At 73.7% G+C, this 25,001-nt stretch carries 23 protein-coding genes; 16 read left to right on the top strand and 7 right to left on the bottom strand.

Annotated features, from left to right (window positions below):
- Nucleotides 1-186: 186 nt before the first annotated feature.
- Nucleotides 187-624, bottom strand: a complete 438-nt coding sequence (locus ACZ7RU_RS01725; RefSeq protein WP_470338974.1) for a DUF3052 domain-containing protein — start codon at nt 622-624, stop codon at nt 187-189.
- A gap of 517 nt (nt 625-1,141) precedes the next feature.
- Between ACZ7RU_RS01725 and aceE the strand changes: the two genes are divergently transcribed.
- Complete coding sequence (gene aceE, locus ACZ7RU_RS01720; protein ID WP_470338973.1) at nt 1,142-3,892, top strand: pyruvate dehydrogenase (acetyl-transferring), homodimeric type; 2,751 nt, start codon at nt 1,142-1,144, stop codon at nt 3,890-3,892.
- A gap of 106 nt (nt 3,893-3,998) precedes the next feature.
- The gene (locus tag ACZ7RU_RS01715) at nt 3,999-4,484 is read left to right on the top strand and encodes a nitroreductase/quinone reductase family protein (RefSeq protein WP_470338972.1); all 486 of its coding nucleotides are present in this window, start codon (nt 3,999-4,001) and stop codon (nt 4,482-4,484) included.
- 107 nt (nt 4,485-4,591) lie between these two features.
- Here the strand turns inward: ACZ7RU_RS01715 and ACZ7RU_RS01710 are convergent, their stop codons facing one another.
- Nucleotides 4,592-6,196: an MFS transporter gene (locus ACZ7RU_RS01710; RefSeq protein ID WP_470338971.1), complete on the bottom strand. Its 1,605-nt coding sequence runs from the start codon at nt 6,194-6,196 to the stop codon at nt 4,592-4,594.
- Between the two features lie 217 nt (nt 6,197-6,413).
- Between ACZ7RU_RS01710 and ACZ7RU_RS01705 the strand changes: the two genes are divergently transcribed.
- The 7 genes from ACZ7RU_RS01705 to ACZ7RU_RS01675 all read left to right on the top strand — a co-directional run bounded on the left by ACZ7RU_RS01705 (nt 6,414) and on the right by ACZ7RU_RS01675 (nt 13,773).
- Nucleotides 6,414-7,100 carry a TetR/AcrR family transcriptional regulator gene (locus ACZ7RU_RS01705; RefSeq protein ID WP_470338970.1) on the top strand — a complete coding sequence of 229 codons (687 nt, stop codon included), beginning with the start codon at nt 6,414-6,416 and terminating at the stop codon, nt 7,098-7,100.
- A gap of 138 nt (nt 7,101-7,238) precedes the next feature.
- Nucleotides 7,239-8,552, top strand: coding sequence for a sensor histidine kinase (locus tag ACZ7RU_RS01700; RefSeq protein ID WP_470338969.1), 1,314 nt, complete (start codon nt 7,239-7,241; stop codon nt 8,550-8,552).
- Nucleotides 8,549-9,223, top strand: a complete 675-nt coding sequence (locus tag ACZ7RU_RS01695; RefSeq protein WP_470338968.1) for a response regulator — start codon at nt 8,549-8,551, stop codon at nt 9,221-9,223. The genes ACZ7RU_RS01700 and ACZ7RU_RS01695 overlap by 4 nt, the downstream gene beginning before the upstream one ends.
- A gap of 177 nt (nt 9,224-9,400) precedes the next feature.
- Nucleotides 9,401-10,525 carry an alpha/beta hydrolase gene (locus ACZ7RU_RS01690; protein WP_470338967.1) on the top strand — a complete coding sequence of 375 codons (1,125 nt, stop codon included), beginning with the start codon at nt 9,401-9,403 and terminating at the stop codon, nt 10,523-10,525.
- Between the two features lie 26 nt (nt 10,526-10,551).
- A complete protein-coding gene (locus ACZ7RU_RS01685; RefSeq protein WP_470338966.1) occupies nt 10,552-11,841 on the top strand; it encodes an acyltransferase family protein in 1,290 nt (429 codons plus the stop codon).
- A gap of 137 nt (nt 11,842-11,978) precedes the next feature.
- Nucleotides 11,979-12,314, top strand: coding sequence for an MmcQ/YjbR family DNA-binding protein (locus tag ACZ7RU_RS01680; RefSeq protein WP_470338965.1), 336 nt, complete (start codon nt 11,979-11,981; stop codon nt 12,312-12,314).
- 244 nt (nt 12,315-12,558) lie between these two features.
- Nucleotides 12,559-13,773, top strand: a complete 1,215-nt coding sequence (locus ACZ7RU_RS01675; protein WP_470338964.1) for an alpha/beta hydrolase — start codon at nt 12,559-12,561, stop codon at nt 13,771-13,773.
- A 43-nt stretch (nt 13,774-13,816) separates the two neighbouring features.
- On the opposite strand, the gene ACZ7RU_RS01670 is transcribed toward ACZ7RU_RS01675, so the two are convergent.
- Nucleotides 13,817-14,809: a helix-turn-helix transcriptional regulator gene (locus tag ACZ7RU_RS01670; RefSeq protein WP_470338963.1), complete on the bottom strand. Its 993-nt coding sequence runs from the start codon at nt 14,807-14,809 to the stop codon at nt 13,817-13,819.
- 101 nt (nt 14,810-14,910) lie between these two features.
- Here ACZ7RU_RS01670 and ACZ7RU_RS01665 point away from each other — a divergent pair, with 101 nt between their 5' ends.
- On the top strand, nt 14,911-15,489 hold the full coding sequence (locus ACZ7RU_RS01665; protein ID WP_470338962.1) for a TIGR03086 family metal-binding protein: 579 nt from the start codon (nt 14,911-14,913) through the stop codon (nt 15,487-15,489).
- Nucleotides 15,490-15,576: 87 nt separating this feature from the next.
- Here the strand turns inward: ACZ7RU_RS01665 and ACZ7RU_RS01660 are convergent, their stop codons facing one another.
- A complete protein-coding gene (locus tag ACZ7RU_RS01660; protein WP_470338961.1) occupies nt 15,577-16,590 on the bottom strand; it encodes an aldo/keto reductase in 1,014 nt (337 codons plus the stop codon).
- A complete protein-coding gene (locus ACZ7RU_RS01655; protein ID WP_470338960.1) occupies nt 16,587-17,090 on the bottom strand; it encodes a MerR family transcriptional regulator in 504 nt (167 codons plus the stop codon). Before ACZ7RU_RS01655 ends, ACZ7RU_RS01660 begins: the two co-directional genes overlap by 4 nt.
- A 134-nt stretch (nt 17,091-17,224) precedes the next feature.
- Here ACZ7RU_RS01655 and ACZ7RU_RS01650 point away from each other — a divergent pair, with 134 nt between their 5' ends.
- Nucleotides 17,225-18,058, top strand: a complete 834-nt coding sequence (locus ACZ7RU_RS01650; RefSeq protein ID WP_470338959.1) for a serine hydrolase domain-containing protein — start codon at nt 17,225-17,227, stop codon at nt 18,056-18,058.
- On the opposite strand, the gene ACZ7RU_RS01645 is transcribed toward ACZ7RU_RS01650, so the two are convergent.
- Nucleotides 18,055-18,831 carry a pirin family protein gene (locus ACZ7RU_RS01645; protein ID WP_470338958.1) on the bottom strand — a complete coding sequence of 259 codons (777 nt, stop codon included), beginning with the start codon at nt 18,829-18,831 and terminating at the stop codon, nt 18,055-18,057. The two genes, ACZ7RU_RS01650 and ACZ7RU_RS01645, sit on opposite strands and share 4 nt — an antisense overlap.
- Nucleotides 18,832-19,056: 225 nt before the next feature.
- Here ACZ7RU_RS01645 and ACZ7RU_RS01640 point away from each other — a divergent pair, with 225 nt between their 5' ends.
- The 5 genes from ACZ7RU_RS01640 to fabF all read left to right on the top strand — a co-directional run bounded on the left by ACZ7RU_RS01640 (nt 19,057) and on the right by fabF (nt 24,089).
- Nucleotides 19,057-20,253 (top strand): PucR family transcriptional regulator, encoded by a 1,197-nt coding sequence (locus tag ACZ7RU_RS01640; protein WP_470339301.1) that lies wholly within the window; start codon nt 19,057-19,059, stop codon nt 20,251-20,253.
- A gap of 91 nt (nt 20,254-20,344) precedes the next feature.
- On the top strand, nt 20,345-21,295 hold the full coding sequence (locus ACZ7RU_RS01635) for an ACP S-malonyltransferase (RefSeq protein WP_470338957.1): 951 nt from the start codon (nt 20,345-20,347) through the stop codon (nt 21,293-21,295).
- A complete protein-coding gene (locus tag ACZ7RU_RS01630) occupies nt 21,292-22,323 on the top strand; it encodes a beta-ketoacyl-ACP synthase III (RefSeq protein WP_470338956.1) in 1,032 nt (343 codons plus the stop codon). The genes ACZ7RU_RS01635 and ACZ7RU_RS01630 overlap by 4 nt, the downstream gene beginning before the upstream one ends.
- Nucleotides 22,324-22,398: 75 nt before the next feature.
- Nucleotides 22,399-22,638 (top strand): acyl carrier protein, encoded by a 240-nt coding sequence (locus ACZ7RU_RS01625; protein ID WP_387748431.1) that lies wholly within the window; start codon nt 22,399-22,401, stop codon nt 22,636-22,638.
- A 185-nt stretch (nt 22,639-22,823) separates the two neighbouring features.
- Complete coding sequence (gene fabF, locus ACZ7RU_RS01620) at nt 22,824-24,089, top strand: beta-ketoacyl-ACP synthase II (protein WP_470338955.1); 1,266 nt, start codon at nt 22,824-22,826, stop codon at nt 24,087-24,089.
- Nucleotides 24,090-24,152: 63 nt separating this feature from the next.
- Here the strand turns inward: fabF and ACZ7RU_RS01615 are convergent, their stop codons facing one another.
- Nucleotides 24,153-24,647, bottom strand: a complete 495-nt coding sequence (locus tag ACZ7RU_RS01615) for a DUF3145 domain-containing protein (RefSeq protein WP_470338954.1) — start codon at nt 24,645-24,647, stop codon at nt 24,153-24,155.
- Between the last annotated feature and the right edge of the window lie 354 nt (nt 24,648-25,001).

Below are 25,001 nucleotides of genomic sequence, written 5' to 3'. Positions count from 1 at the left end.
GGCGGCCGCGGCCCCGACCCGTTCGCCGTCCGCGAACGCCCCGGCGGGCTGCCCGGGGCACCGGCCCCGGACGCCGAACCGGCCGGGGCCGGGGCGAGGAGCGGGCCGGGCCGGCGCCGGACATGCGGCGGGCCCCGCCGGAGGGGTTCCTCCGACGGGGCCCGGCGCGGGGGCTTCAGAGCCCGCTCAGCGCTTGCCGCCCTTCGCCGTGGACTTGGTCGTGAGCCGGGTGGCCGCCCAGTCCTTGACGATGTTGATCGAGCTGGTCTGGGAGAGGCCCGCAGTCTTGGCCGCGTCGCTGATGTCGGAGGCCTCGATGTGGCCGTCGCGCCCGGTCTTGGGCGTCATCAGCCAGATCAGGCCGCCCTCAGCGAGGTACTCCAGCGCGTCGACGAGGGCGTCGGTGAGGTCCCCGTCGTCGTCGCGGTGCCACAGCAGGACGGCGTCGGCGACGTCGTCGTAGTCCTCGTCGACGAGATCCGTCCCGGTGAGCTCCTCGATTCCGTCGCGGAGTTCCTGGTCAGTGTCGTCGTCGTACCCCAGCTCCTGGATGATCTGGCCCTCTTCGAAGCCGAGACGGGTCGCCGGGTTGGACTTGTCCGCGGGGTCCGCGGTCGCGCTCACGGGAATAACCTCCAGTATTCGGCCCGGCGTCCATGCCGAGGCTGTGGCCGTAGTCCACACGGGCGCGGCGGTTCGCGCAAGTACCCGACCCCCGATCCCCTCCAAAGGTTGACGTGCCACACCGGGACACGCCGCGCGGCGTGGCGGGAATCACACCGATTTGCCCTTTTCCGCGTGGTCCGAGGATGCTTCGGGTGGTCCCGGCCCACAGGCCGTACGCGTGCCCGAGATGCGAACGGCATTCGGGGTCCGCGCGTGCGCGGGCGTAGAGTCTCCTGTTGGCCCTCACCCCGGCCGCCCGCCATCGGGCGGACGGGACACCAGGTCGGACCACCTCTTTTCGTAACACCCGGGGGTGTGCGGAGCGGACGAAGACGCCCGCGCCGCGCGCCGCCAGACCGGCCCGCCCACCAGGCGGACCGGTTACCGATCGGTAGAGATGACGGATCTCCGAGCGCGGTAGCACGATGGAGGCGGCGCGACACACCTCAGTTTCGACCGACAGTGAAGGAACAGCGTGGCTTCCGGATCCGATCGCAACCCGATCATCATTGGCGGCCTTCCGAGTCAGGTCCCGGACTTCGATCCCGAGGAGACCGCGGAATGGCTGGAGTCGCTCGACGCGGCCATCGACGAGCGGGGGCGTGAGCGCGCCCGCTACCTGATGCTGCGGCTGATCGAGCGCGCCCGCGAGAAGCGTGTCGCCGTGCCCGAGATGCGCAGCACGGACTACGTCAACACCATCGCGACCAAGGACGAGCCGTTCTTCCCCGGCAACGAGGAGATCGAGCGGAAGATCCTCAACGCGACCCGGTGGAACGCGGCCGTCATGGTCTCCCGGGCGCAGCGCCCGGGCATCGGCGTCGGTGGCCACATCGCCACCTTCGCCTCCTCCGCGTCGCTGTACGACGTCGGCTTCAACTACTTCTTCCGTGGCAAGGACGCCGAGGGCGAGTCCGGCGACCAGGTCTTCTTCCAGGGCCACGCCTCCCCCGGCATCTACGCCCGCGCCTTCCTGCTGGACCGGCTCACCGAGCAGCAGCTCGACGCGTTCCGCCAGGAGAAGTCGAAGGCCCCGTACGGCCTCTCCAGCTACCCGCACCCGCGGCTGATGCCGGACTTCTGGGAGTTCCCGACCGTCTCGATGGGCCTCGGCCCGCTCGGCGCGATCTACCAGGCCCGGATGAACCGCTACCTGGAGCACCGCGGCATCAAGGACACCTCCGACTCGCAGGTCTACGCCTTCCTGGGCGACGGCGAGATGGACGAGCCCGAGTCGCTCGGCCAGCTGTCCCTGGCCGCCCGTGAGGGCCTGGACAACCTGACCTTCGTGGTCAACTGCAACCTGCAGCGCCTGGACGGCCCGGTCCGCGGCAACGGCAAGATCATCCAGGAGCTGGAGTCGCAGTTCCGCGGCGCCGGCTGGAACGTGATCAAGCTGGTCTGGGACCGCAGCTGGGACCCGCTGCTCGCGCAGGACCGCGACGGCATCCTGGTGAACAAGCTGAACACCACGGTGGACGGCCAGTTCCAGACGTACGCCACCGAGACCGGTGCGTACATCCGCGAGCACTTCTTCGGCGGCGACCTGCGCCTGCGCGCCATGGTCGAGAACATGACCGACCAGCAGATCCAGCACCTGGGTCGCGGCGGCCACGACCACAAGAAGATCTACGCGGCGTTCAAGGCGGCCCGCGAGCACAAGGGCCAGCCGACGGTCATCCTCGCCCAGACGGTCAAGGGCTGGACGCTGGGCCCCAACTTCGAGGGCCGCAACGCCACCCACCAGATGAAGAAGCTGACGGTCGAGGACCTGAAGCGCTTCCGCGACCGGCTGCACCTGCCGATCACCGACAAGCAGCTCGAGGACGGCCTCCCGCCGTACTACCACCCGGGCCGCGACTCGGAGGAGATCCAGTACATGCACGACCGCCGGGAGGAGCTCGGCGGCTACGTGCCGACCCGCAAGGTCCGCCCGCGGAAGCTGGAGCTGCCCGGCGACGACGCGTACAAGGCGGTCAAGAAGGGCTCCGGCAACCAGACCATCGCCACCACCATGGCGTTCGTCCGGCTGCTCAAGGACCTCATGCGGGACAAGGGCATCGGCAACCGCTTCGTGCCGATCGCGCCGGACGAGTACCGCACCTTCGGCATGGACTCGCTCTTCCCGTCGGCGAAGATCTACAACCCGCTCGGCCAGACCTACGAGTCGGTCGACCGGGACCTGCTCCTCGCCTACAAGGAGTCGCCGACCGGCCAGATGCTGCACGACGGCATCTCCGAGGCGGGCTGCACCGCCTCGCTGATCGCCGCCGGCTCGTCCTACGCCACCCACGGCGAGCCGCTGATCCCGGTGTACGTCTTCTACTCGATGTTCGGGTTCCAGCGCACCGGCGACCAGTTCTGGCAGATGGCCGACCAGCTGGCCCGCGGCTTCGTGCTGGGCGCCACCGCCGGCCGCACCACGCTGACCGGTGAGGGCCTCCAGCACGCCGACGGCCACTCGCATCTGCTGGCCTCCACCAACCCTGGCGTGGTGGCCTACGACCCGGCGTACGGCTTCGAGATCGCGCACATCGTCCAGGACGGTCTGCGCCGGATGTACGGCTCCAGCGCCGAGCACCCGCACGGCGAGGACGTGTTCTACTACCTCACCGTCTACAACGAGCCGATCAAGATGCCGGCCGAGCCCGAGAACGTGGACGTCGAGGGCATCCTCAAGGGTCTGCACAAGTACGCGCCGGGCACCGCCGGCCAGATCCCGGCCCAGATCCTCGCCTCCGGCGTGGCCGTGCCGTGGGCCCTGGAGGCCCAGCGCATCCTCGCCGAGGAGTGGAACGTCAAGGCCGACGTCTGGTCCGCGACCTCCTGGAACGAGCTGCGCCGCGACGCGGTGGAGGCCGAGGAGTTCAACCTGCTGCACCCCGAGGAGCAGCAGCGCGTGCCGTACGTCACCCAGAAGCTCCAGGGCGCCGAGGGCCCGGTCGTCGCGGTGTCCGACTGGATGCGCGCGGTGCCGGACCAGATCGCCCGCTGGGTGCCGGGTCAGTACCAGTCGCTGGGCGCCGACGGCTTCGGCTTCGCCGACACCCGTGGCGCGGCCCGTCGCTTCTTCCACATCGACGCGCAGTCGGTCGTCCTGGCGGTGCTCACCGAGCTCGCCAAGCAGGGCCGGATCGACCGCTCGGCGCTGAAGGACGCGATCGACCGCTACCAGCTGCTGGACGTGGCCGCGGCCGACCCGGGCGCCGCCGGCGGCGACGCCTGATCACCCGCCAGAGCCTGAAGGGCCGGACTCCCCACCGGGGGTCCGGCCCTTCGGCGTCCGCCGTGACTTGACCCTCTCACCGGTGTGAGGCCCTAGGGTCGGCGGCATGACGAACGAGACGAGGACCGGCGGCCTGCCGGACGAGACGAGGCCCGGGCCGTCCGGGCGCCACCCCGAACCCGCCGACGGCGCGGGCGAGTTCAACCGCCAGGTGATCGCCGGGTTCCGGACGAACGGGGGCGCGGTCGGCGGCGAGCTCGCCGGCGCCCCGCTGCTCCTGCTCACCGTGGTCGGCGCCCGCAGCGGGGAGCCGCGCACCACCCCGCTGGTCTACCTGGCGGACGGCGAGCGGCTGGTGGTCTTCGCCTCCAACGGCGGCAGCGCGACGCACCCGGCCTGGTACCGCAACCTGGTCGCGACGCCGGAGGTCACCGTCGAGGTCGGCACCGACCGCTACCCGGCGCTCGCGGCCGTCATCGACCCGGCCGAGCACGAGGCGCTCTGGGCCCGCCAGATCGCCGCCCAGCCCCAGTTCGCCGGCTTCCGCACGGAGGCCCGCACCGTCCCGCTGGTGGCGCTCACCCGCGTCTGACCGGCGGGGCACCGCGCACGGGAACCACGACGGCCCCGGACTCCAGCGAGTCCGGGGCCGTGGCGTTGCGGGGCCGTGGCGTTGCGCGGGGCGCGTCGCGGGGGCCGTCAGATGTGCACGGCCGGGCCCGCGTCGGTGGTGCCGCGGCGGGTGAGCAGGCCGAGCACGGCGGCGGCGAAGGCGACCACGGAGGCCACCGCGAAGGCGAGCGACATGCCGCTCACGAAGGACTCGTGGACGGCGCCGGCCATCGCGTCCACCACCTGCTGCGGGGTGCCGGCCGGGGCCGGCGGGGCGATGCCGAGCTGGGCGGCCTGCTTGAGGCCCTCGCCCGCCTCCCCCTCGACCGGCGGCAGGCCGGCCGCGGCCCAGTTGCCCGGCAGCACGTCGCCGACCTTGGCGGCCATCAGCGCGCCCAGCACGGCGGTGCCGAGGCTGCCGCCGACCTGCATCGCGGCCTGCTGGAGGCCGCCGGCCACGCCGGACAGCTCCATCGGGGCGTTGCCGACGATCACCTCGGTGGCGCCGACCATGACCGGGCTGATGCCGAGCCCCATCAGGACGAACCAGAGCGACATCACGCCGTTGCCGGAGCCGGTGTCCAGGGTGGACATGCCGAACATCGCGGTGGTGGTGATCAGCATGCCGGCCACGATCGGAACGCGCGGTCCCAGCTTGCCGATCGCCAGGCCGGCCAGCGGCGAGCCGACGATCATCATGCCGGTCATCGGCAGCAGGTGGACGCCGGCCTCGACCGGCTGCATCCCGTGCACGTTCTGGAGGTAGAAGGTCACGAAGAAGATCGCGCCGAAGAACGCGAAGGCCATCAGCACCATCAGCAGCACGCCCGCCGAGAGCGGCACCGAGCGGAACAGGCTGAGCGGGATCAGCGGCTCGCGGGCCTTGCCCTGCCAGAGCGCGAACAGCACCATCAGGACCACCGCGCCGCCCAGGAACAGCAGCGTCCTCCCGTCGCCCCAGCCCCACTCGGGGGCCTTGATGATGCCGAAGACCAGCGCGAACATGCCCACCGAGAGCAGCGCTATGCCGGGCAGGTCGAAGGACCTGGCGGCGTTCTCGGCCCGGACGTCCCTGAGGATCCACACGCCCAGCGCCAGCGCGATCAGGCCGACCGGGACGTTGATGAAGAACACCGACTCCCAGTTGACGTGCTCGACCAGCAGGCCGCCGACGATCGGGCCGGCCGCCGTGGAGGCGCCGATCACCCCGCCCCAGATGCCGATCGCCATGTTGAGCCGCTCGGCCGGGAAGGCCCCGCGCAGCAGGCCGAGCGCGGCCGGCTGGAGCAGCGCGCCGAACAGGCCCTGGAGGACCCGGAAGGCGATCACGGTCTGGATGTTGCCGGCGAAGCCGATCGCGGCCGAGGTGGCGGCGAAGCCCACCGCGCCGACCAGGAAGGTGGTCTTGTGGCCGAAGCGGTCACCGATCTTGCCGGCGGTGATCAGGAAGACCGCCAGGGCCAGCAGGTAGCCGCTGGTGACCCACTGGATGTCGGCGGGCGCCGCGTGCAGCTTCTCCTGGATCACCGGGTTGGCGATGGCCACGATCGTGCCGTCCAGCGCGACCATCATGACGCCGACCGCGACGGTCAGCAGGGTCAGCCAGGGGTGCCCCTTGAGACCGCCCCCCGACGGCGGGTTCGGCGGCGACGGTGCGTCCGCCTCGGAGTTCTTGACGACGGACTGACTCATCTGGGCCCTCCGGGGGCGTGGCTGGGTGCGGGACATGGTCGTGGCGCCCCGGCCCACCCGTCCCCACAGGTGCCCCGGCCCGACGGGCGCCACCCGGCAGATTATGTCAGCCACTGACATTCGGCAAACAGTGACTTCTGGCCATTACTGCCATTTGTCAGAGCGCTAAGGTTGTGCTCCCACCCGCCACACCCCAGCGCCCCGGAAGGCCCCCGCCATGGCCGCTCACACCCCCCGTACCACCGACACCCCGGCGGGCCCCGGGCGCACGCCCGGGCTGCGCGAGCGCAAGAAGCAGCAGACCCGGTACGCCCTGATCCAGGCCGCCCACCTGCTCTTCCTCCGGCAGGGCTTCGCCCGCACCACCGTCGACGAGATCGCCTCCGCCGTCGACGTCTCCCAGCGCACCTTCTTCCGCTACTTCGCGAACAAGGACGAGGTCGCGCTCGCCGTGATGGCGGTGGCCGAGGACTACTTCATGGAGTGCCTGCGCCGCCGCCCGGCCGAGGAGCCCCCGCTCCAGGCCCTGCGCGCCTCGATCGTCAAGGCCTGGCGCGACCTCGGCAGCGCGGAGACCGCCGGCCCGGGTTCGATCCACAGCGCCCTCGAACTCATGCGGATGATCGAGGAGACGCCCCCGCTGCTCGCCGCCCACCTGCGCCGGGTCACCGAGCAGGAGCGGCTGGTGGTCCAGGTGCTCGCCGAACGCGAGGGACTGGACCCGGCCGAGGACCTCCGCCCGGCCGTGCTCGCCGCCGTCTTCGGCAGCCTGCTGCGCTCGGCCCACCTGTCCTGGAGCGCCGAGCACGAACCGGCCGGCCCCGAGGGCATGGTGGCCGTCATCGAGCGCTACTTCGACCAGCTCGGCCCGGCCCTGGCCGGCCACTGGCGCGACCCCGCCTGAGGGTCCGTCGGCACACCCTCGCAGCGCCCGTCAGCACACCCGTGTCATACCGGGGTATCACCCGACACCCCGGTACCACCCGGAAGTTCGGGCTCCAGTGCGACGCCCGGCGGCCCCCGCCCTCCTAGGCTGACCGCGATGAAGAACCTCACCGCCGCCGACCTCCGCCCGTACGGCCGCCGCCTGCTGCGCGCCTTCCGACACCACCTCACCACCCCGAGCGGCGGCCACACCCCGCTGCTCGGGGAGTCGCCCCGGCCCTGGCTGCGCCGACTGCCGTACGCCGTCGCCCTGGCCCTGCTGTCCTCGCTGATCCCCACCGGGATCAACGTCCTGGTCGAGACCTTCGGCCTGGTGCTGCCGGTGGCCGGCGCGCTCACCGTCGCCCAGACCGTCCCGCTGCTGCTCGCCATCACCCGGCCGCTGGCCGCCTGGTGGATCAGCGCGGCCACCCTGGTCACCACCGCCGCCATCACCGCGCGCTACGACATGGACGGTGGCACCTGGCCGTGGAACGCGCCGATGATCCTCGCGTACCTCTTCCTGCTGTTCGCCCTGGCGCTGCGGGAGAGCCGGGCCACCCTGGTCTCCGTCTGGCTGGCCACCGTCGCGCTCACCGCGCTCACCACCACGCTGGGCCTGCCCCGCTCCGGCGACGGCACCACCATGCTGCTGATCGCGCTCAGCGGCGCCGCGCTACTGCTCGGCTGGGCCGTCCGGGACCGCGCCGAGGCCCGCCGGCTGCTCACCGAGCAGGAGCAGATCAGCGAGGTCGAGCGCGAACGCCGCACCCTGCTGGAGGAACGCGCCCGGATCGCACGGGAGTTGCACGACGTGGTGGCGCACCACATGTCGGTCATCGCGGTGCAGGCGGCCAGCGCGCCGTACCGGATCACCGGGGTACCGGACGATGCCGCCGAGGAGTTCACCGCGATAGCCGGCACCGCCCGCGAGTCGCTGGCCGAGATGCGCCGGCTGCTCGGAGTGCTGCGCAGCGAGGAGTCCGGCGGGGAGCGGACCCCCCAGCCCGGGGTCGGCCAACTCGCCCAGCTGGTCGAGACGGTGGGCCGGGCCGGGGTGCCGGCCGAACTGACGGTGGAGCCGGGCACGGTGGACCTGGTGCCGCAGGCCGTCGGCCTGTCCGCCTACCGGATCGTGCAGGAGGCGCTGGCCAACGTGGTGCGGCACGCCCCCGGCGCGCGGACCTGGGTGTCGCTGACCACGGACGGCCCGGCGCTGCTGGTGACGGTGGTCAACGCGCCGCCGCCGGAGCGCACCGAGTCGCTGGAGGCCTCGGTCGAGGGCACCGGACAGGGGCTGGTCGGAATGCGCGAACGCGTCCGGCTGGTCGATGGCAGGCTGGACACCGGCCCGCTGCCGGACGGCGGCTTCAAGGTGGCCGCCGTCCTGCCCCTCGACCGCCCAGACACCCCCCGGGAGACCACCGCATGACCATCCGCGTGATCATCGTCGACGACCAGGCCATGGTGCGCGCGGGCTTCGCGGCCCTGCTCAACGCCCAGAGCGACATCGACGTGGTGGGGGACGCGGCGGACGGCGCCCAGGCCCTGGAGGTCAACGGCCGCACCCACCCGGACCTGGTGCTGATGGACGTCCGGATGCCCGTCATGGACGGCCTGGAGGCGGCCCGGCGGCTGCTCGACCCGGCCGTGCCCGGCGCCCACCGGCCCAAGGTGCTGATGCTGACCACCTTCGACGTGGACGACTACGTGTACGAGGCGCTGCGCGCCGGGGCCAGCGGCTTCCTGCTCAAGGACGCCCCGCCGGCCGACCTGATCGCCGCGGTCCGGGTGGTCGCGGCCGGCGAGGCGCTGCTCGCCCCCTCGGTGACCCGCCGGCTGATCGAGGACTTCGCCCGCACCCGCCCGGCCAGGCGCCGCGACCCCAAGGTGCGGCTCAACGGCCTGACCCCGCGTGAGACCGAGGTACTGGAGCTGATCGCCCGCGGCCTGTCCAACCAGGAGATAGCCGCCCAGCTGGTGCTCGCCGAGCAGACCGTCAAGACCCACATCGGGCGCATCCTCGCCAAGCTCGGCCTGCGCGACCGCGCCCAGGCCGTGGTCCTGGCCTACGAGTCGGGCCTGGTGACCGCCGGCCAGTAGGGGGGACACCCCCCTTCCGACCCCCCGCCGGCAGGGGGGATTTCCCCCTGATACCCGGGTAGCACCCGGGAGTTGGCCCCGCGGAGTGACGTCCGCGGGGCCGTCGCATTCCTACCTTCCTCCTCGTCGGAAGCCGCAACCGAGTCGGCGGCCGAACGGACGAGGGGGAGCAGGGACATGCGCAAGTTTCGGGTCAGGCGGGCGATCGCCGCCACCGCGGTGGCGCTGACGGTCGCGCTCGGCGCGGGCGGCTGGGCCGCCGACACCCAGACCCCCGTCACCGGCCCGCCGCCCGGCAGCGCGGCCTGGACGGCCGACACCTCGCTCGGCCTGCGGCTGCCCGACCCGGCCACCGCCGCCCCGGCCCGAGTGGCCGCGTTCTTCGCCGGGTTGGGCCCCGCCCGGCAGGACGCCCTGGCCGCCCGCCACCCGCTGGTGGTCGGCAACCTGGACGGCGTCCCGATCGGCCTGCGCTTCCGGGCCAACGCCCTGGCCCTGACCGCCGAGCGCGCCCGCGAACTCGCCCGGGCCGCCGACCCCGCCCGCACCCCGCAGGACCACGAGGCCGCACGCACCCGCGCCGAGCGCTACCGCGCCCTGCTGGACGGCGGCCGACAGGTCCTCGCCTTCGACCCGCGCGGCCGCGGCCAGGTCGCCGAGGTCTTCGGCGACCTCGCCACCGCCCGCCGCACCGCCGTCATCGTCCCCGGCTCGGACATCGACCTGCTCCGCTTCGACCGCGCCGCCGACCCGTACGGCACCCCCGCCGGGATGGCCCGCGCACTCCTGGACGCCACCGACCGGCAGACCGCCGTGATCGCCTGGGCCGGCTACACCACCCCGCTCGGCCTCGGCCCGGACGCCGCCACCGAGGACCTGGCCCGGGCCGGCGCACCCCGCCTCACCCGGCTGCTCGACGGACTCTCCGTCACCACCCGCCCGCAGGCCCCGCCCACCGTGTTCTGCCACAGCTACGGCTCGGTGGTCTGCGGCCTGGCCCGCCCCACGCCCGCGCAGGCCTCCGGCGTGGTGGTGCTCGGCTCGCCCGGCATGGGCATCGGCTCGGCCGCCGACCTCGACCCGGGGGTCCCGCTCTGGGCCACCGCCCGCAACGGCTCCGACTGGATCGGCGACGTGCCCAACGTCCGGCTGTTCGGCCTCGGCCACGGCGCCGACCCGACCGCCGCCGGCTTCGGCGCCCGCCCGCTGCCCGCCACCGGATCCCACAGCCACAACGGCTACTTCGCCCCCGGCACCGCCTCCCTCGCCGCCTACGCCGCCGTCGCGCTCGGCCGCGCCTGACCGCCCGCACCGGAAGGAGCACCACCATGGCCAGCACCCTCGCCACCCGGCCCCGCACCACGGAGCCCCGCACTCCCCGGCCCCGCACCCCCCGGCCGCTCACCGCCCTGCGCCGCGCCGCCGCCGCGGTCGACGCGCAGACCCCGGTCGACCGCGACCGCGCCCTGGACGGGCTGCGCGCCCTCGCCCTGCTCGCCGTCCCGGTCGGCCACTGGATGCTCGGCGGCTTCACCCGCACCCCCGACGGCGTCCTGCACAACGCCAGCCCGCTCTCCACGCTCGGCTTCTTCGCCCCGCTCAGCTGGGTGCTCCAGATGCTCGGGGTGTTCTTCCTGGTCGGCGGCCACTCCTCGGTCCGCTCGCTGGAGCGGGCCAGGGCCAGGGGCGTCACCTACGGCGGATGGCTGCGGGCCCGTACGGTCCGGCTGCTGCGCCCGGTGCTCGGGGTGACGGCCGTCTGGGCGGCGCTGGTCCCGCTGCTGCCCGCGCTCGGCGTCCCCGCGGACACCCTGCGCACCGGCGCCACCCTGGTGGTGCAGCCGCTCTGGTACATCGGCGTCTACCTGGCGCTGACCGCGCTCACCCCGCTCTGCGTGGCCGCCGGGCGCCGGCTGGGCGGCTGGTCGGCGGGCCTGCTGGTGGCCTCGGTCGCCGCCGTCGACCTGCTGCGCTACGGGCCGTGGGCCGAGGCGGTGCCGTCCTGGGTCGCGCTGCTGAACCTCCTGCCGGGCTGGCTGTTCGGCTACCAGCTGGGCGTGCTCTGGGCGCAGGGCCGGCTCGGCCGCCCGGCGGCCCGGGTGCTGCTGCTCGGCGGCGGCGCGCTGTTCGCCGCGCTGCTGCTGGTCTTCCACTACCCGGCCAGCATGGTCGGCGTGCCCGGGGCCGCCCGGACCAACTCGCACCCGCCGTCCCTGCTGGTGCTCGCCCTGGCCGCGTTCCAGTGCGGCGCCGCGGTGCTGCTGCGGGAGCGGCTGGGCCGGCTGCTGACCCGCCGTCCGCTGCTCTGGCTGCCCGTCGTGGTGGTCAACCTGTCGGCGATGACGATCTTCTGCTGGCACCAGAGCGCGATGCTCGCGGTCGCCGTGCCCGGCGCGGCCGGCCTGGGCGCCGTCCCGGGGCTGACCACCGCGCCGGACTCCCTCGGCTGGGTGGCCGCCCGGCTGGCGCTGCTGCCGCTGTTCGGCGCCGTGCTGGTGGCGATCGGCTGGTTCACCCGCCGGTTCGACGGCCCGTGGACGGCCTTCTCCCGGGGCGGCAAGGCGGTGGCCGGGGCCGGGGCGGCGCTGTTCGCGGCGTACGCGCTGGGCGTGGTGTGACGATCCGCCGGGCGTGACCGCTCCGACGGGGGCGTGGGCCGATCGGTCCACGCCCCCTCGACCGTCGCCACCCGCCGCCGGCGCGCCCCGCAGCGCGCCGGGGGCGCGTTGTCGGTACCCTGCTCTACCCTGCCGCCATGGTGACGTTCGACGAGTTCCGTGCGATGGCGCTGGCCCTGCCGGAGGCCGCCCAGGAGCCGACCTGGGACATCGAGACGCTGCGGGTCCGCGGCCGGATCTTCGCGATGGGCGCGCCCGACGGGGACCGCGTCACCGTCAAGGCCTCCCCCGAGGACCAGGCCGAACTTCTCGCCGCCGAGCCCGAGGTGTTCTCCTCCGCCCCGTACGTCGGACGGCACGGCTGGGTGAGCGTCCGGCTGGACCGGGTGGACCGGGACGAGCTGGGCGACCTGGTCACCGAGGCCTGGCGGCGGACGGCGCCGAAGCGCCTGGTCCGCGAGTTCGACGCCTGAGCGCGGCCGGCCGGACCGGCCGTACGGGCGGGTGTGCGGGGGTCGCCGGGGGGTGTGCGGACCACCGCCCGAACCACTGGGAGACGTCGCCCGGACACCCTTGGTTCATGTGATCCATCCCACAGTTTAGGCGTTCCCGCCACCCCTCCGGGCCCCCTAGGCTTGCGCAGGGAAGTCAACAGAGCTATCGCACCCTCCGGGCACCGCCCGCGAAACGGTGACGGGCCCCAAGGGAGTTGGTGCGGTGCGCAACCGTCGGCGCTGGAAGCGGGTACTGATCGGGGCGTTCGCCGGTTGCGCGGTGCTCGCCGACGCCGGAGCCTCCGCCGCCGCGGCCGCGGTCTCCTCCGAACAGCTGGCGATCTCCACGCCTCCGGCCGGCAGCGCCGCCTGGGTCCAGGACCACTCCTTCGGCCGCTCCCTGCCCGACCCGGCCACCACCACCCCGGCCGCCGCCGCGGCGTTCTTCGCCTCGCTCGCGCCCACCGAACTGGACCGGCTGATCCAGGCGTACCCGCTGGTCGTCGGCAACTACGACGGCGCCCCGCTGGACCTGCGCTACCGCGCCAACAGGATCGCCCTGGCCGCCGAGCGCGACCGGGCCCGGGCCCGAGCCGCCGACCACCGACTGGACTCCGACGCCCGCGCCCTGGCCGTCTCCCGCGCCAACGACGTCGAGCACCTGCTCGACCCCGACCGGCAGGTCCTGGCCTTCGACCCGCGCGGCCGCGGCCTGGTCACCGAGGTGTGGGGCGACCTCGCCGACGCCGAGCGGATCTCGGTGCTCGTCCCCGGCTCGGACGCCGACCTCGGCCACCACGACCAGGCGGTCGACCCGCTGCGCTCCCCGGCCGGCATGGCCCGCGCCCTCCACGCCGAGGAGCGCCGCCAGGCCCCCGGCACCCGGACCGCCGTGATCTCCTGGACCGGCTACGTCACCCCCTCCGGCCTCGGCCCGGACGCCGCCACCTCCCGGCTCGCCGACGTCGCCGCCCCCCGGCTGGAGCGGCTGCTCGCCGGGCTGAAGGAGACCACCCGCCCGGACGCACCGCCGTCGCTGCTCTGCCACTCCTACGGCTCCGTGGTCTGCGGCACCGCCGCCCCGGACATCCCGCGCGCGGCCGCCTCGCCGTCCGACACCTCCGGCATCACCGACCTGATGGTCTTCGGCAGCCCCGGCATGGGCGTGCAGAACACCACCGAGCTGGGCGCCGGCGTGCACGTCTGGGCCACCCGCAACCCCAGCGACTGGATCGGCAACGTGCCGTTCCTGGAGGTCGGCGGGCTCGGCCACGGCGCCGACCCGACGGCGAGCGGCTTCGGCTCCGAGCAGATCTCCTCGGCCCGCGCGGTCGGCCACAACGGCTACTTCACCGCGGGCACCGACAGCCTGCGCAACTTCGCGGCGATCTCCCTCGGCCACTACCAGGACGTGGTCCGGGCCGCCGCCGACTCCTGAGCCGGGCCGACGGAGCCGGCCCGTTCGGGCCGACCCTGCGGGGCTAACCCGACTGGTCCTGGTACAGCCGCAGCGCGTCCGCCGCCGCCCGGGCCAGCTCGCGCCGGGCGGACGGCGGGGCCAGCACCTCGACGTCCGAGCCGAAGGCCAGCAGCGACCGGACGGCCGCCGGGGCCGGGAAGGCCATCGCCACCTCGGTCCACTCCTCGACCGGCCCGACGCCCGGCTCCGGCGGCGGCGCGGTGACCCGGCCGCCGTGGATGCGCAGGAACATGTCCAGCCGTCCGCGCCGGACCCGCACCCGTACCGGCACGTCCTTCGGCAGCCGCTCCACCTGCTCGCGCAGCACCGCCCAGACGTCACCGAGCCCGACCCCGGCCCGGCGCCGCACCGACTCCTCGGTGGGGTCGGCGGCCAGCACCCGGTCGGCCCGGAACAGCCGCGGCTCGCCGTGCAGATCGGCCACCAGGTACCAGACCGCGGCCTTGCTCACCAGCCCGTACGGGTCGACGGTGTACTCCACCGGCGCGGGCGTGCCGCCGTGCCGGTAGCGCAGCCGCAGCCGCCGGTCGGCGAAGACGGCGTACTGCAGTTCGCCCAGGTCCGGCCCGGCGGCGGAGCCGACCGCGCCGGGGGTCTGCATCCAGCGGGCCGGGTCGACCAGGATCCGTTCGCTGGTCCGCTCCGCGGCCGGCCGGTGCGGGGCCGGCAGCGCCGCCATCACCTTGCGCAGCGCCGAGCCGAGCGCGCCGTCCAACCCGAGGTCGCTGTGCGCCCCCTGGGCGGAGAGCACGAACAGCGCCCTCGCCTCGTCCGCTGTCAGCCCGGTGACGTCGGTCCGGTAGCCGGGCAGCAGGCCGATGCCGCCGTGCCGCCCGCGCTCGGTGAACACCGGCACCCCGGCGGCGGAGAGCGACTCGACGTCGCGGTAGATGGTGCGGACGGACACCTCCAGCCGCTCGGCGAGCTCGGTGGCGGGCACCCGGCCGCGGGTCTGGAGCAGCAGGAGGATCGAGAGCAGGCGGTCTGCCTTCATGTCCCAATGATCCCAGTAATCCTGACGGTAGTTGTCAGGTTTTACTGGGAGATTGCGTTCCGAGCCCGAAAAACCACCCGACACCAGGGAGTTGAGCGCCGATGAACGCCGTCCAGGATGCCCGACCGCAGTACCAGGCCGCCCTCGACCAGCTGGAGAAGCTGTTCGCCACCGTCACCCCGGCCGACCTCGACCGGCCCACCCCCTGCACCGAGTTCACCCTCCGTCAGCTGCTGAACCACGTGGTCGGCGGCATCCACCGGTTCGCGTACATGGGCGAGGGCGGCCGCGCCGGGGACGTGGTAGCCGCCGTCGAGGACCCCTCGGACGAGGGCTGGCCGGCCGCGCTGGACCGGGCCCGCGCCCGGGTGACCGCCGCCTGGGCGGACGACGCCAAGCTCGGCCGCCCGACCGTCGCCCCCTGGGGCGAGGTGCCCGGCGCGATCGCGGTGGGCGGCTACCTGATGGAGCTGGTCACCCACTCCTGGGACGTCGCCACCGCGCTCGGCGGCGGCTTCGCGCTGGACGACGACCTGTCGCAGACCGCGCTGGGCGTCGCCCGGTCCGTGCTGCCGGCCGGGCAGCGGGGGCCGGGCGTCCCGTTCGGCGACGTCCGGCCGGTCGCCGAGGACGCCGACGTGCACACCCGGCTGGCCGCCTGGATGGGCCGGACGGTCTGAACCCCGCCGGACGGCCCGGGGAGCGTCCGCCCGCTCCCCGGGCCGCCGGTTGCTCCGGGCCGCCGGCCCCCGGACCGCCGGTGCCCGCTACTCGCGCGCCGCCGAGGTGGAGCTCATGTCCGCGTAGCGGCTCCCCGCCACCCGGCCGGCCACCGGCTCCAGCAGCGCCAACTCCTCGGCGGTCAGCCGCAGCGTCGCCGCCGCGGTGTTCTCGGCGAGCCGGGCGCGCTTGCGGGTGCCCGGGATCGGCACGACGGCCAGCCCGTGCACCTCGGCCCGCTGGTGCACCCAGGCCAGCGCGACCTGGGCGAGCGTCACGCCGTGGGCCGCCGCGATCTTCCGCAGCGGGTCGAGCAGTTCGCCGTTGGCGGCCGCGTTGTCGCCGGTGAAGCGCGGGTGGTTGCGGCGGTAGTCGTCCGCCGAGAGGTCCCTGGCGTCCTGGAAGGCGCCGGTCAGGAAGCCCCGCCCGAGCGGCGAGTACGGCACGAAGGCGACGCCCAGCTCCGCCGCGGCCGGCACCGCCGTGCGCTCGACGTCGCGGGCGAACACCGACCACTCGGACTGGAGCGCGGCGATCGGGTGGATCGCGTGCGCCTCGCGCAGCTCGGCACCCGTCACCTCGGACAGGCCGAGGTGGCGCACCTTGCCGGCCTTCACCAGCTCGGCCATGGCGCCGACCGAGTCGGCCAGCGGCACGGCCGGGTCGCGGCGGTGCATGTAGTACAGGTCGATCACGTCCACGTCGAGGCGGCGCAGCGAGGCGTCCACCGCGGTGCGGATGTACGCCGGGTCGTTGCTGATGCCGCGGACGGAGTTGTCCTCCGCCGAGCGCACGATGGCGAACTTGGTGGCGAGCACCACCTTGTCCCGGTTGGCCCGGACGAAGGGGCCGATCAGCTCCTCGTTGTGGCCGGAGCCGTACATGTCGGCGGTGTCGAAGAGGGTGACACCGGTCTCCAGCGCGGCGTCCAGGGTGGCGAGCGCCTCGTCGGCGTCGGTGGGGCCGTAGAACTCGCTCATGCCCATGCAGCCGAGGCCCTGGACGCCCACCAGCGGGCCGCCGGTGCCGAGTTCGACGGTGGGAAGGACGGTCTGAGTCATGCGCTCTGCGCTTCCTCTCCATGGATGTTCGGGTGTTGGACCGGGGCGCCGGTGAGGTCGGCGACCTTCCCGGCGTAGAGGTCGATCTTGTGGTCGAGGACGGCGAGGGTGGCCTGGAGGTCCACGATCCGCTGCCGGACCTCCTCGCGCTGGGCCTCCAGGAGCTGCTGCCGCTCCGGGTAGGTCCGCTCGCCCTGGCGGGCCATGTCCACGTACCTGAGCATGTCCGCCACCGGCATGCCGGTCAGCCGCAGCCGGCTCAGGAAGGCCAGCCGGTGCAGGTCGGCGTCGCAGTAGCGGCGCTGGCCGCCCGCCGCCCGGTCGACCGGGTCCAGCAGGCCGATCCGCTCGTACCAGCGCAGGGTGTGGGCGGTCAGCCCGCTCGCCGCGGCGACCTCGCTGATGGTGTGCCTCGGCGTCCGGTCCGGGGCGCCGGTCGGGCTGCTGAACACCTCGGTGCAGCTGCGCCGGTCGATCTCGATGCGTGCGGGTGCGGCCATCGCTCGTTTCCCCCTGTCCTGTGCGACGTGAACGACGCTACCGAGTTGGAGTGCACTCCAAGCAAGCCCGACATCCGGGTGGCTCCGCCACCACGTTCCCCCGGTGGATTTCCCGGCGACTACAGTCGGACCCCATGGAGAGCTTGCGGATGATCGAGAACTGGCCGGTGCCCCACGCCGCGGCGGCGGTGGTCCGGGGGACGGACGGCGCGGTGCTGGGCGCGCACGGGCCGCAGCAGCACCTGTTCCCGCTCGCCTCGGTGACCAAGCTGCTCACCTCGTACGCGGCGCTGGTCGCCGTCGAGGAGGGTGTGTTCGAGCTGGACGACCCGGCCGGGCCGCCCGGGTCGACCGTCCGCCACCTGCTCGCCCACACCTCCGGCCTGGGCTTCGACGAGGACCGGGTGTTCGCCGAGCCCGGCAACCGCCGGCTCTACTCCAACGCGGGCTTCGACGCGCTGGCCCGGGCGCTGTCCGCGGCCGCCGGGATCGAGTTCTCCCGCTACGTCGCCGAGGCGGTGTTCCAGCCGCTGGGCATGTCGGACACCATGATCCACACCGCGCACAAGTCCCCGGCCGGCGCCGGCGGCCTGTCCACCGTCGCCGACCTCACCCGGTTCGCCGCCGAGTTGCAGGCACCGAAGCTGCTGGACCCGTCCACCCTCCGGCAGGCCACCCGCGAGGTCGCCTTCCCCGGCACCAGCGGCGTGCTGCCCGGCTACGGCCACCGGCGCCCGAACGACTGGGGCCTCGGCTTCGAGATCCGCGACGGCAAGAGCCCGCACTGGACCGGCACCGCCAACTCGCCCGGGACCTTCGGGCACTTCGGCCAGTCCGGCACCTTCCTGTGGGTCGACCCCCAGGCCGGCGCGGCCTGCGTCGCGCTCACCGACCGGGACTTCGGGCCGTGGGCGGTCGAGGCCTGGCCGGCCTTCTCGGACGCGGTGCTCGAAGAACTGGCCCGCTAGCCGTACGAGACCGGCGAGTGCATCTCCCAGAGCAGGAGTTCGGCGCCGGTCTCGCCCGCCGCCGGGTCGGCGAAGGCCTCGCCGGTGATCCGCACGCTGTCGCCCGGGACCATCGAGCGGCCGCCGCCCTTGGGCCCCGGCACGGTGCGGTAGCCGAGCGAGCCGGCCGTCAGGTGCGCGTACCGCCAGGGCGCCTCGGGCAGCCGGGGCAGCGGCTGCCACGGCCCGGCGGTGGCCAGCCAGAGCGCGGCGTCGCCGCGGCGCAGCCGCAGGGCGTCCGTCCCGGCGTCGCGCTCCAGCCCGGAGGCGAGCAGCGTCAACCCGCCGTCCGCCGGTTCCACCTTGCGCAGGCCGTACGCGGGGGGCGCGTCGAACTCGTCCGGCTGGAGCCACATCTGGACGAAGCGGACCGGCCCGGTGGCGCCGCCGACGTTGCGCTCGGTGTGGGTGACCCCGGAGCCGGCGCTGAGGTGCTGCACCATCCCCGGGCGGACCACCCCGCTGTGGCCGTGCGAGTCCCGGTGGGCCAGCGCGCCCTCCAGCACCCAGGTGAGGATCTCGGTGTCCCGGTGCCGGTGCTCCTCGAACCCGGCGCCGGGGGCGAGGAGTTCCTCGTTGCACGCGAGCAGCGCGCCGAAGTGGGTGTTCTTCGGGTCGTAGTGGCCGGAGAAGGAGAAGGCGTGTCTGGTCTCGACGCCCTCGGCCGGGGCGGAACGGTAGCGCTCGGCGGTGCGGCGCAGGTCGGCGCGGGGGCGGTCGGCGGCTTCGGTCACGCCCCCCACCGTAGTGGCCGGGGCGCGGGGTGTGACTCTTGCCACCGCGCCGCTCCGCCGGGGGGTGTGCACGAGCAGTCACTCGCGTGAGGCAGTCTTGTCCTTGTGCCAGCCGCTTCCGCGAACCCCAAGAGCGAACCCAGCCCCAGCCCCGCAGCCGAACCGGCCGGGAAGAGCCCGGCCGCCCGGCCGGGCCGTGACCGCCCGGGCCGTGCGGCACCCCGTCTGACCGCGCAGGAGCGCAGAACCGCCGCCGAGCGCGCCGAGCGCCGGGCGGCGACGCTCAAGCGGCTGGAGAAGTCCTCCGGGAAGCTGGCCACCGCCGCGATCTCGCGGATGGACGACCAGCTCGGCTGGTACCGGCGGATGCCGCCGGAGCACCGGTCCTGGATCGGCCTGGTCGCCCAGGCCGGCATCGCCGCCTTCACCGAGTGGTACCGCCACCCCGAGTCCGCGAAGGCGATCTCCACCGACGTCTTCGGCACCGCCCCGCGCGAGCTGACCCGGGCGATCACCCTGCGCCAGACCGTCGAGCTGATCCGCACCACGATCGAGGTGATGGAGGAGGCCATCGAGGAGGTGGCCGCCCCCGGCGACGAGGCGGACATGCGCGAGTCGGTGCTGGTCTACGCCCGGGAGATCGCCTTCGCGACCGCCCAGGTGTACGCCCAGGCGGCCGAGGCGCGCGGCGCCTGGGACGCCCGGCTGGAGGCGCTGGTGGTCAACTCGCTGCTGTCCGGCGACGCCGACGAGGGCGTGCTCTCCCGTGCCGCGGCGCTCGGCTGGGGCCAGCCCAGCCAGATCCGGGTGGTGGTGGGCAGCGCGCCGGACGGCGACAGCGAGCTGGTGGTGGAGGCGATCCGCCGGGCCGCCCGGTACGCCAAGCTGAACGTGCTGACCGGGGTGCTGGGCAAGCGCCTGGTGGTCGTGGTCGGCGGCGACAAGGAGCCGGTGCAGGCGGCCCGGGCGCTGATCGGCCAGTTCGCGCCGGGCCCGGTGGTGGTCGGCCCGACCGTGCCCGACCTGCTCTCCGCGACCCGCTCGGCCCACGCCGCCGCGGCCGGCCTGCGCGCCTGCGCGGCCTGGCCGGACGCCCCCCGCCCGGTGCTGGCGGACGACCTGCTGCCCGAGCGGGCGCTGGCCGGCGACCAGGCCGCGCGCCGTCAGCTGGTGGAGGAGATCTACACACCGCTGGACGAGGCCGGCTCCGCGCTGCTGGAGACGCTGAGTGTCTACCTGGAGCAGGCCTCCTCGTTGGAGGGCGCGGCCCGGATGCTCTTCGTCCACCCCAACACGGTGCGCTACCGGCTGCGACGTGTGACTGACGTCACGGGGTACGCCCCCTCCGACGTACGTTCGGCGTTCACTCTGCGGATCGCACTGGCCCTCGGCCGACTGGGCGCCGTCGGGGAGCCCGGCTGAGCCGGAGTGTAGGGACCATACAATCCCGGATGGTTTTCTTCGTTACCGTCGCCTACCCGCCCCTGGGCGCCTGGCGAGAGAGGGTTGAACCGTGCTCGTAATCGTCGCCCCTGGACAGGGTGCCCAGTCCCCCGGTTTCCTCAGCCCCTGGCTGGAGCTCGACGGCGTCGCCGACCGCCTGCGCGGCTGGTCGGAGGTCGCCGGGCTCGACCTGGTGCACGCCGGTACCGAGGCGTCCGCCGAGGAGATCAAGGACACCGCCGTCGCCCAGCCGCTGCTGGTCGCCGCCGGTCTGGTGACCGCCCGGGAGCTGTTCCCGGACGAGGACGCCGCCCGCAAGCTGGTCGGCGCCGTGGCCGGCCACAGCGTCGGTGAGATCACCGCCGCCGCCGGCGCCGGGGTGCTCACCGCCCACGACGCGCTGACCTTCGTGCGCGAGCGCGGCCGGGCCATGGCCGAGGCCGCCGCCGTCACCGAGACCGGCATGCTCGCCGTGCTCGGCGGCGAGCCGGAGGAGGTCGCGGCGAAGCTCGCCGAGCACGGCCTGACCCCGGCCAACAACAACGGCGGCGGCCAGATCGTCGCCGCCGGCACGCTGGCCCAGCTGGAGGCGCTGAAGGCGGACCCGCCGGCCCGCGCCAAGCTGATCGCCCTCAAGGTGGCCGGTGCCTTCCACACCGAGCACATGGCCCCGGGCGTGAAGCGGCTGGCCGAACTGGCCCCGACGCTGACCGCGGCCGACCCGCAGGTCCGCTACGTCTCCAACAAGGACGGCGCGGTCGTGGACTCCGGTGCCGAGGTGCTCGCTCGCCTGGTGTCGCAGGTCTCCAACCCGGTCCGCTGGGACCTCTGCATGGAGACCATCGGACAGCTGGGCGCGACGGCCGTGATCGAGCTGTCCCCCGCCGGTACCCTCACCGGCCTGCTCAAGCGCAACCTCAAGGGTGTGGCCACGCTCGCCCTCAAGACCCCCGCCGATCTGGACAAGGCCCGCGAGCTCGTTGCGGAGCACGGCGGTCAGGAGCAGGAGACCCAGGCATGACCAAGCCCCAGATCCGCCCGGTGAGCGGCGCGCAGTACTCGCGAATCCTCGGCGTCGGCGGCTACCGCCCGGTCCGGGTGATCCCCAACTCCGAGGTCCTGGAGTGGATCGACTCCTCGGACGAGTGGATCCGCACCCGCAGCGGGATCGCCGAGCGCCGCTGGGCGGGCCCGGAGGAGTCCGTCGCCGAGATGTCGGTCCAGGCCGCCGGCAAGGCCATCGCCCAGGCCGGGATCTCCCCCGACCGGATCGGCGGCGTGATCGTCTCGACCGTCTCGCACTTCAAGCAGACCCCCGCGATCGCCACCGAGATCTCCGAGCGGCTCGGCTGCGGCACCGCCCCGGCCTTCGACATCTCGGCCGCCTGCGCCGGCTTCGGCTACGGCCTGGGCCTGGCCGACGGCATGATCCGCGGCGGCAACGCCGAGTACGTGCTGGTCATCGGCGTCGAGCGGCTCAGCGACCTGACCGACACCTCGGACCGCTCCACCGCCTTCATCTTCGGCGACGGCGCCGGCGCCGCGGTCGTCGGCCCGTCCGACACGCCCGGCATCGGCAAGCTGATCTGGGGCTCGGACGGCTCGCAGGCCGACCTGATCACCCAGACCGAGGCCTGGGACACCGCCTTCGCCAAGCCCGACGCGATCAACGGCGCGGGCGAGGAGGCCAAGTGGCCGGCCCTGCGGATGGACGGCCAGCCGGTCTTCCGCTGGGCCGTCTGGGAGATGGCCAAGGTGGCCCAGCAGGCGCTGGACGCCGCCGGGATCACCGCCGACCAGCTCGGTGCGTTCATCCCCCACCAGGCCAACATGCGGATCACGGATGCCATGATCAAGGCGCTCAAGCTGCCGGAGTCGGTGCCCGTCGCCCGCGACATCGCCGAGACCGGCAACACCTCCGCGGCCTCCATCCCGCTGGCGATGGAACGCATGCTGGAGAGCGGTGAGGCCCACAGCGGGGACCTGGCCCTGATCATCGGGTTCGGGGCGGGTCTCGTGTACGCCGCGGCAGTCGTTACTCTCCCCTAGGCGCATTCGCCCAATTCACAAGCCTGTGTCCGGCCGCCGGCCGGATGCGTTCAACACCGAAGAGGAGCAGCCAGTATGGCTACCAAGGACGAGGTCCTGGAAGGTCTCGCCGAGATCGTCAACGAGATCGCCGGTATCCCGACCGAGGACGTCCAGCTCGACAAGTCCTTCACCGATGACCTGGACGTCGACTCGCTGTCCATGGTCGAGGTCGTCGTGGCCGCCGAGGAGCGCTTCGACGTCAAGATCCCGGACGACGAGGTCAAGAACCTGAAGACCGTGGGCGACGCGGTGGAGTACATCCTCAACGCCTGAGCGATCGACTCGTTCGACCCGGTCGGCCCGTCCGGCGTCCCGTACGCCGGCACGGACCGACCCGTCGGCCGGGCTCGTCGAGCCTGGCCGACCCCTCCGGCCGGGACGCCCTCACCGGGGCGCCCGGCCGGTCCCATTCTCGGCACGCCGCCGACCCCTGCCACACGTGAGAGAAGAAGAAACCAGTGACCGCTGAAAACCGCACCGTGGTCGTCACGGGTATCGGCGCCTTCACGCCGCTGGGCGCCGACGCCGCCAGCACCTGGGAGAACCTGGTTGCCGGTGAGTCCGGCGTGGCGGCCCTGACCGAGGAGTGGGCCGAGGACCTGCCGGTGAAGATCGCGGCGAGGGCCGCCGTCGAGCCGGGCGAGATCCTGCCCCGCCCGCTGGCCCGCAAGCTGGACCGCTCGGCCCAGTTCGCGCTGATCGCCGCCCGCGAGGCCTGGGCCGACGCCGGCTACGAGACCCCCGCCACCGACGAGTCCTCCAAGCTCGCCCCCGAGCGCCTGGGCGCCGTCATCGCCTCCGGCATCGGCGGCGTGACCACCCTGCTCGACCAGTACGACGTGCTGAAGGCGAAGGGCGCCCGCAAGGTCTCCCCGCACACCGTCCCGATGCTGATGCCCAACTCCCCGGCGGCCAACGTCGGCCTGGAGGTCGGCGCCCGCGCGGGTGTGCACACCCCCGTCTCCGCCTGCGCCTCCGGCGCCGAGGCGATCGGCTACGCGATCGAGATGATCCGCTCCGGCCGCGCCGACGTCGTGGTGGCCGGCGGCACCGAGGCGGCGATCCACCCGCTGCCGATCGCCGCGTTCGCCAACATGATGGCGATGTCCAAGAACAACGACGAGCCCCAGCGGGCCTCCCGTCCGTACGACAAGGCCCGCGACGGCTTCGTGCTGGGCGAGGGCGCCGGCGTGGTCGTGCTGGAGTCGATCGAGCACGCCGAGGCGCGCGGCGCCCGGATCTACTGCGAGGCCGTGGGCCAGGGCCTGTCCTCGGACGCCCACCACATCGCCCAGCCCGAGCCGACCGGTGCCGGCGTGGCCCGCGCGCTGGCCGACCTGTTCGAGCGCAACGAGCTGGACAAGGCCGAGATCGTGCACGTCAACGCGCACGCCACCTCGACCCCGCAGGGCGACACCGCCGAGCTGAAGGCGCTGCGCAAGGAGCTGGGCGACGACCTCGACCACATCGCCGTCTCGGCCACCAAGTCGATGACCGGTCACCTGCTGGGCGGCGCCGGCGGCATCGAGACCGTCGCCACCGTGCTGGCCCTGCACCACCGGCTCGCCCCGCCGACCATCAACGTGGACGAGCTGGACGACGACGTGGACGCCGACATCGTCCGCGACGAGGCCCGCAAGCTGCCCGAGGGCCGGATCGCCGCGCTGAACAACTCGTTCGGCTTCGGCGGCCACAACGTGGTGCTGGCCTTCCGCACCCGCTGACGCCCACGTCGAAGGGGCCGGCGCTCTCCGTGAGCGCCGGCCCCTCCGTCGTACCCGTCGGTCTCAGACCACCTGGTGCAGCCAGCGCACCGGTGCGCCCTCGCCCGCGTAGCGGAACGGCTCCAGCTCGTCGTCCCAGGGCTTGCCGAGCAGCCGGGCGACCTCGACCTCCAGGTCGGCCCCCTCGCTGCGGGCGCGCACCAGGACGGCGCGCAGCCGGTCCTCGGGGATCAGGATGTCGCCGTGGATGCCCGTGACGGCATGGAAGATGCCGAGCGAGGGCGTGCTGCTGTACCGCTCCCCCTCCGCCGTGGCGCAGGGCTCGCTGGTCACCTCGTACCGCATCAACTGCCAGCCGCGCAGCGCGGAGGCGAGCTTCGAAGCCGTACCGGGCTCCCCCTGCCAGGAGAACTCGGCACGCCAGTGCCCGGGTGCGGCCGGCTGGCGGATCCAGTCCAGGCTCACCCGCACATTGAGCACCCCCGCGACGGCCCACTCGACGTGCGGGCACAGCGCGCGGGGCGCGGAGTGGATGTACAGAACTCCACGTGTCGTCACCGGGACCTCCAGGCTGTGGACGAGGGTCGCCTTCCCCAGCTGCCTCGTGCCTGCAGTTGATCCACAGTTACCCACGTTGCCGACATTAAGCTACTAAATTGAGCAAAACGGACAGGCTTTCGCTCAATGCTAGTCGAATCCTCAACGAGGTCTACCCCTCGGCCGGATCTCTCCCCCGAACGGCCCCATCGCCGGCGGGACCACCGTACCGCGCGGCGCCGCACGATGGATGACGCGCTTTCGGATCCGACCGGAATGCGGTAGTGCGACCGGGGCGCCCGCGCCCGACCGCGAACCGTTCACAGCGGACCGCCCCGCCGCCCGGTCGGGGCGGCGGGGCGGTCGGTTCTCCTG

This window comes from Kitasatospora sp. NPDC114501 (assembly GCF_055633695.1).
The sequence above is the reverse complement of the archived record's forward strand: the minus strand, read 5'-3'. Positions and strand labels throughout refer to the sequence as shown.

Excerpts from the sequence above, each read along its gene's own strand:
- ACZ7RU_RS01715 (WP_470338972.1), top strand. The coding sequence starts at position 3,999 with ATGACGAACGAGACGAGGACCGGCGGCCTGCCGGACGAGACGAGGCCC.
- ACZ7RU_RS01710 (WP_470338971.1), bottom strand. The coding sequence starts at position 6,196 with ATGAGTCAGTCCGTCGTCAAGAACTCCGAGGCGGACGCACCGTCGCCG.
- ACZ7RU_RS01705 (WP_470338970.1), top strand. The coding sequence starts at position 6,414 with ATGGCCGCTCACACCCCCCGTACCACCGACACCCCGGCGGGCCCCGGG.
- ACZ7RU_RS01700 (WP_470338969.1), top strand. The coding sequence starts at position 7,239 with ATGAAGAACCTCACCGCCGCCGACCTCCGCCCGTACGGCCGCCGCCTG.
- ACZ7RU_RS01695 (WP_470338968.1), top strand. The coding sequence starts at position 8,549 with ATGACCATCCGCGTGATCATCGTCGACGACCAGGCCATGGTGCGCGCG.
- ACZ7RU_RS01690 (WP_470338967.1), top strand. The coding sequence starts at position 9,401 with ATGCGCAAGTTTCGGGTCAGGCGGGCGATCGCCGCCACCGCGGTGGCG.
- ACZ7RU_RS01685 (WP_470338966.1), top strand. The coding sequence starts at position 10,552 with ATGGCCAGCACCCTCGCCACCCGGCCCCGCACCACGGAGCCCCGCACT.
- ACZ7RU_RS01680 (WP_470338965.1), top strand. The coding sequence starts at position 11,979 with ATGGTGACGTTCGACGAGTTCCGTGCGATGGCGCTGGCCCTGCCGGAG.
- ACZ7RU_RS01670 (WP_470338963.1), bottom strand. The coding sequence starts at position 14,809 with ATGAAGGCAGACCGCCTGCTCTCGATCCTCCTGCTGCTCCAGACCCGC.
- ACZ7RU_RS01665 (WP_470338962.1), top strand. The coding sequence starts at position 14,911 with ATGAACGCCGTCCAGGATGCCCGACCGCAGTACCAGGCCGCCCTCGAC.
- ACZ7RU_RS01660 (WP_470338961.1), bottom strand. The coding sequence starts at position 16,590 with ATGACTCAGACCGTCCTTCCCACCGTCGAACTCGGCACCGGCGGCCCG.
- ACZ7RU_RS01655 (WP_470338960.1), bottom strand. The coding sequence starts at position 17,090 with ATGGCCGCACCCGCACGCATCGAGATCGACCGGCGCAGCTGCACCGAG.
- ACZ7RU_RS01650 (WP_470338959.1), top strand. The coding sequence starts at position 17,225 with ATGGAGAGCTTGCGGATGATCGAGAACTGGCCGGTGCCCCACGCCGCG.
- ACZ7RU_RS01630 (WP_470338956.1), top strand. The coding sequence starts at position 21,292 with ATGACCAAGCCCCAGATCCGCCCGGTGAGCGGCGCGCAGTACTCGCGA.
- ACZ7RU_RS01625 (WP_387748431.1), top strand. The coding sequence starts at position 22,399 with ATGGCTACCAAGGACGAGGTCCTGGAAGGTCTCGCCGAGATCGTCAAC.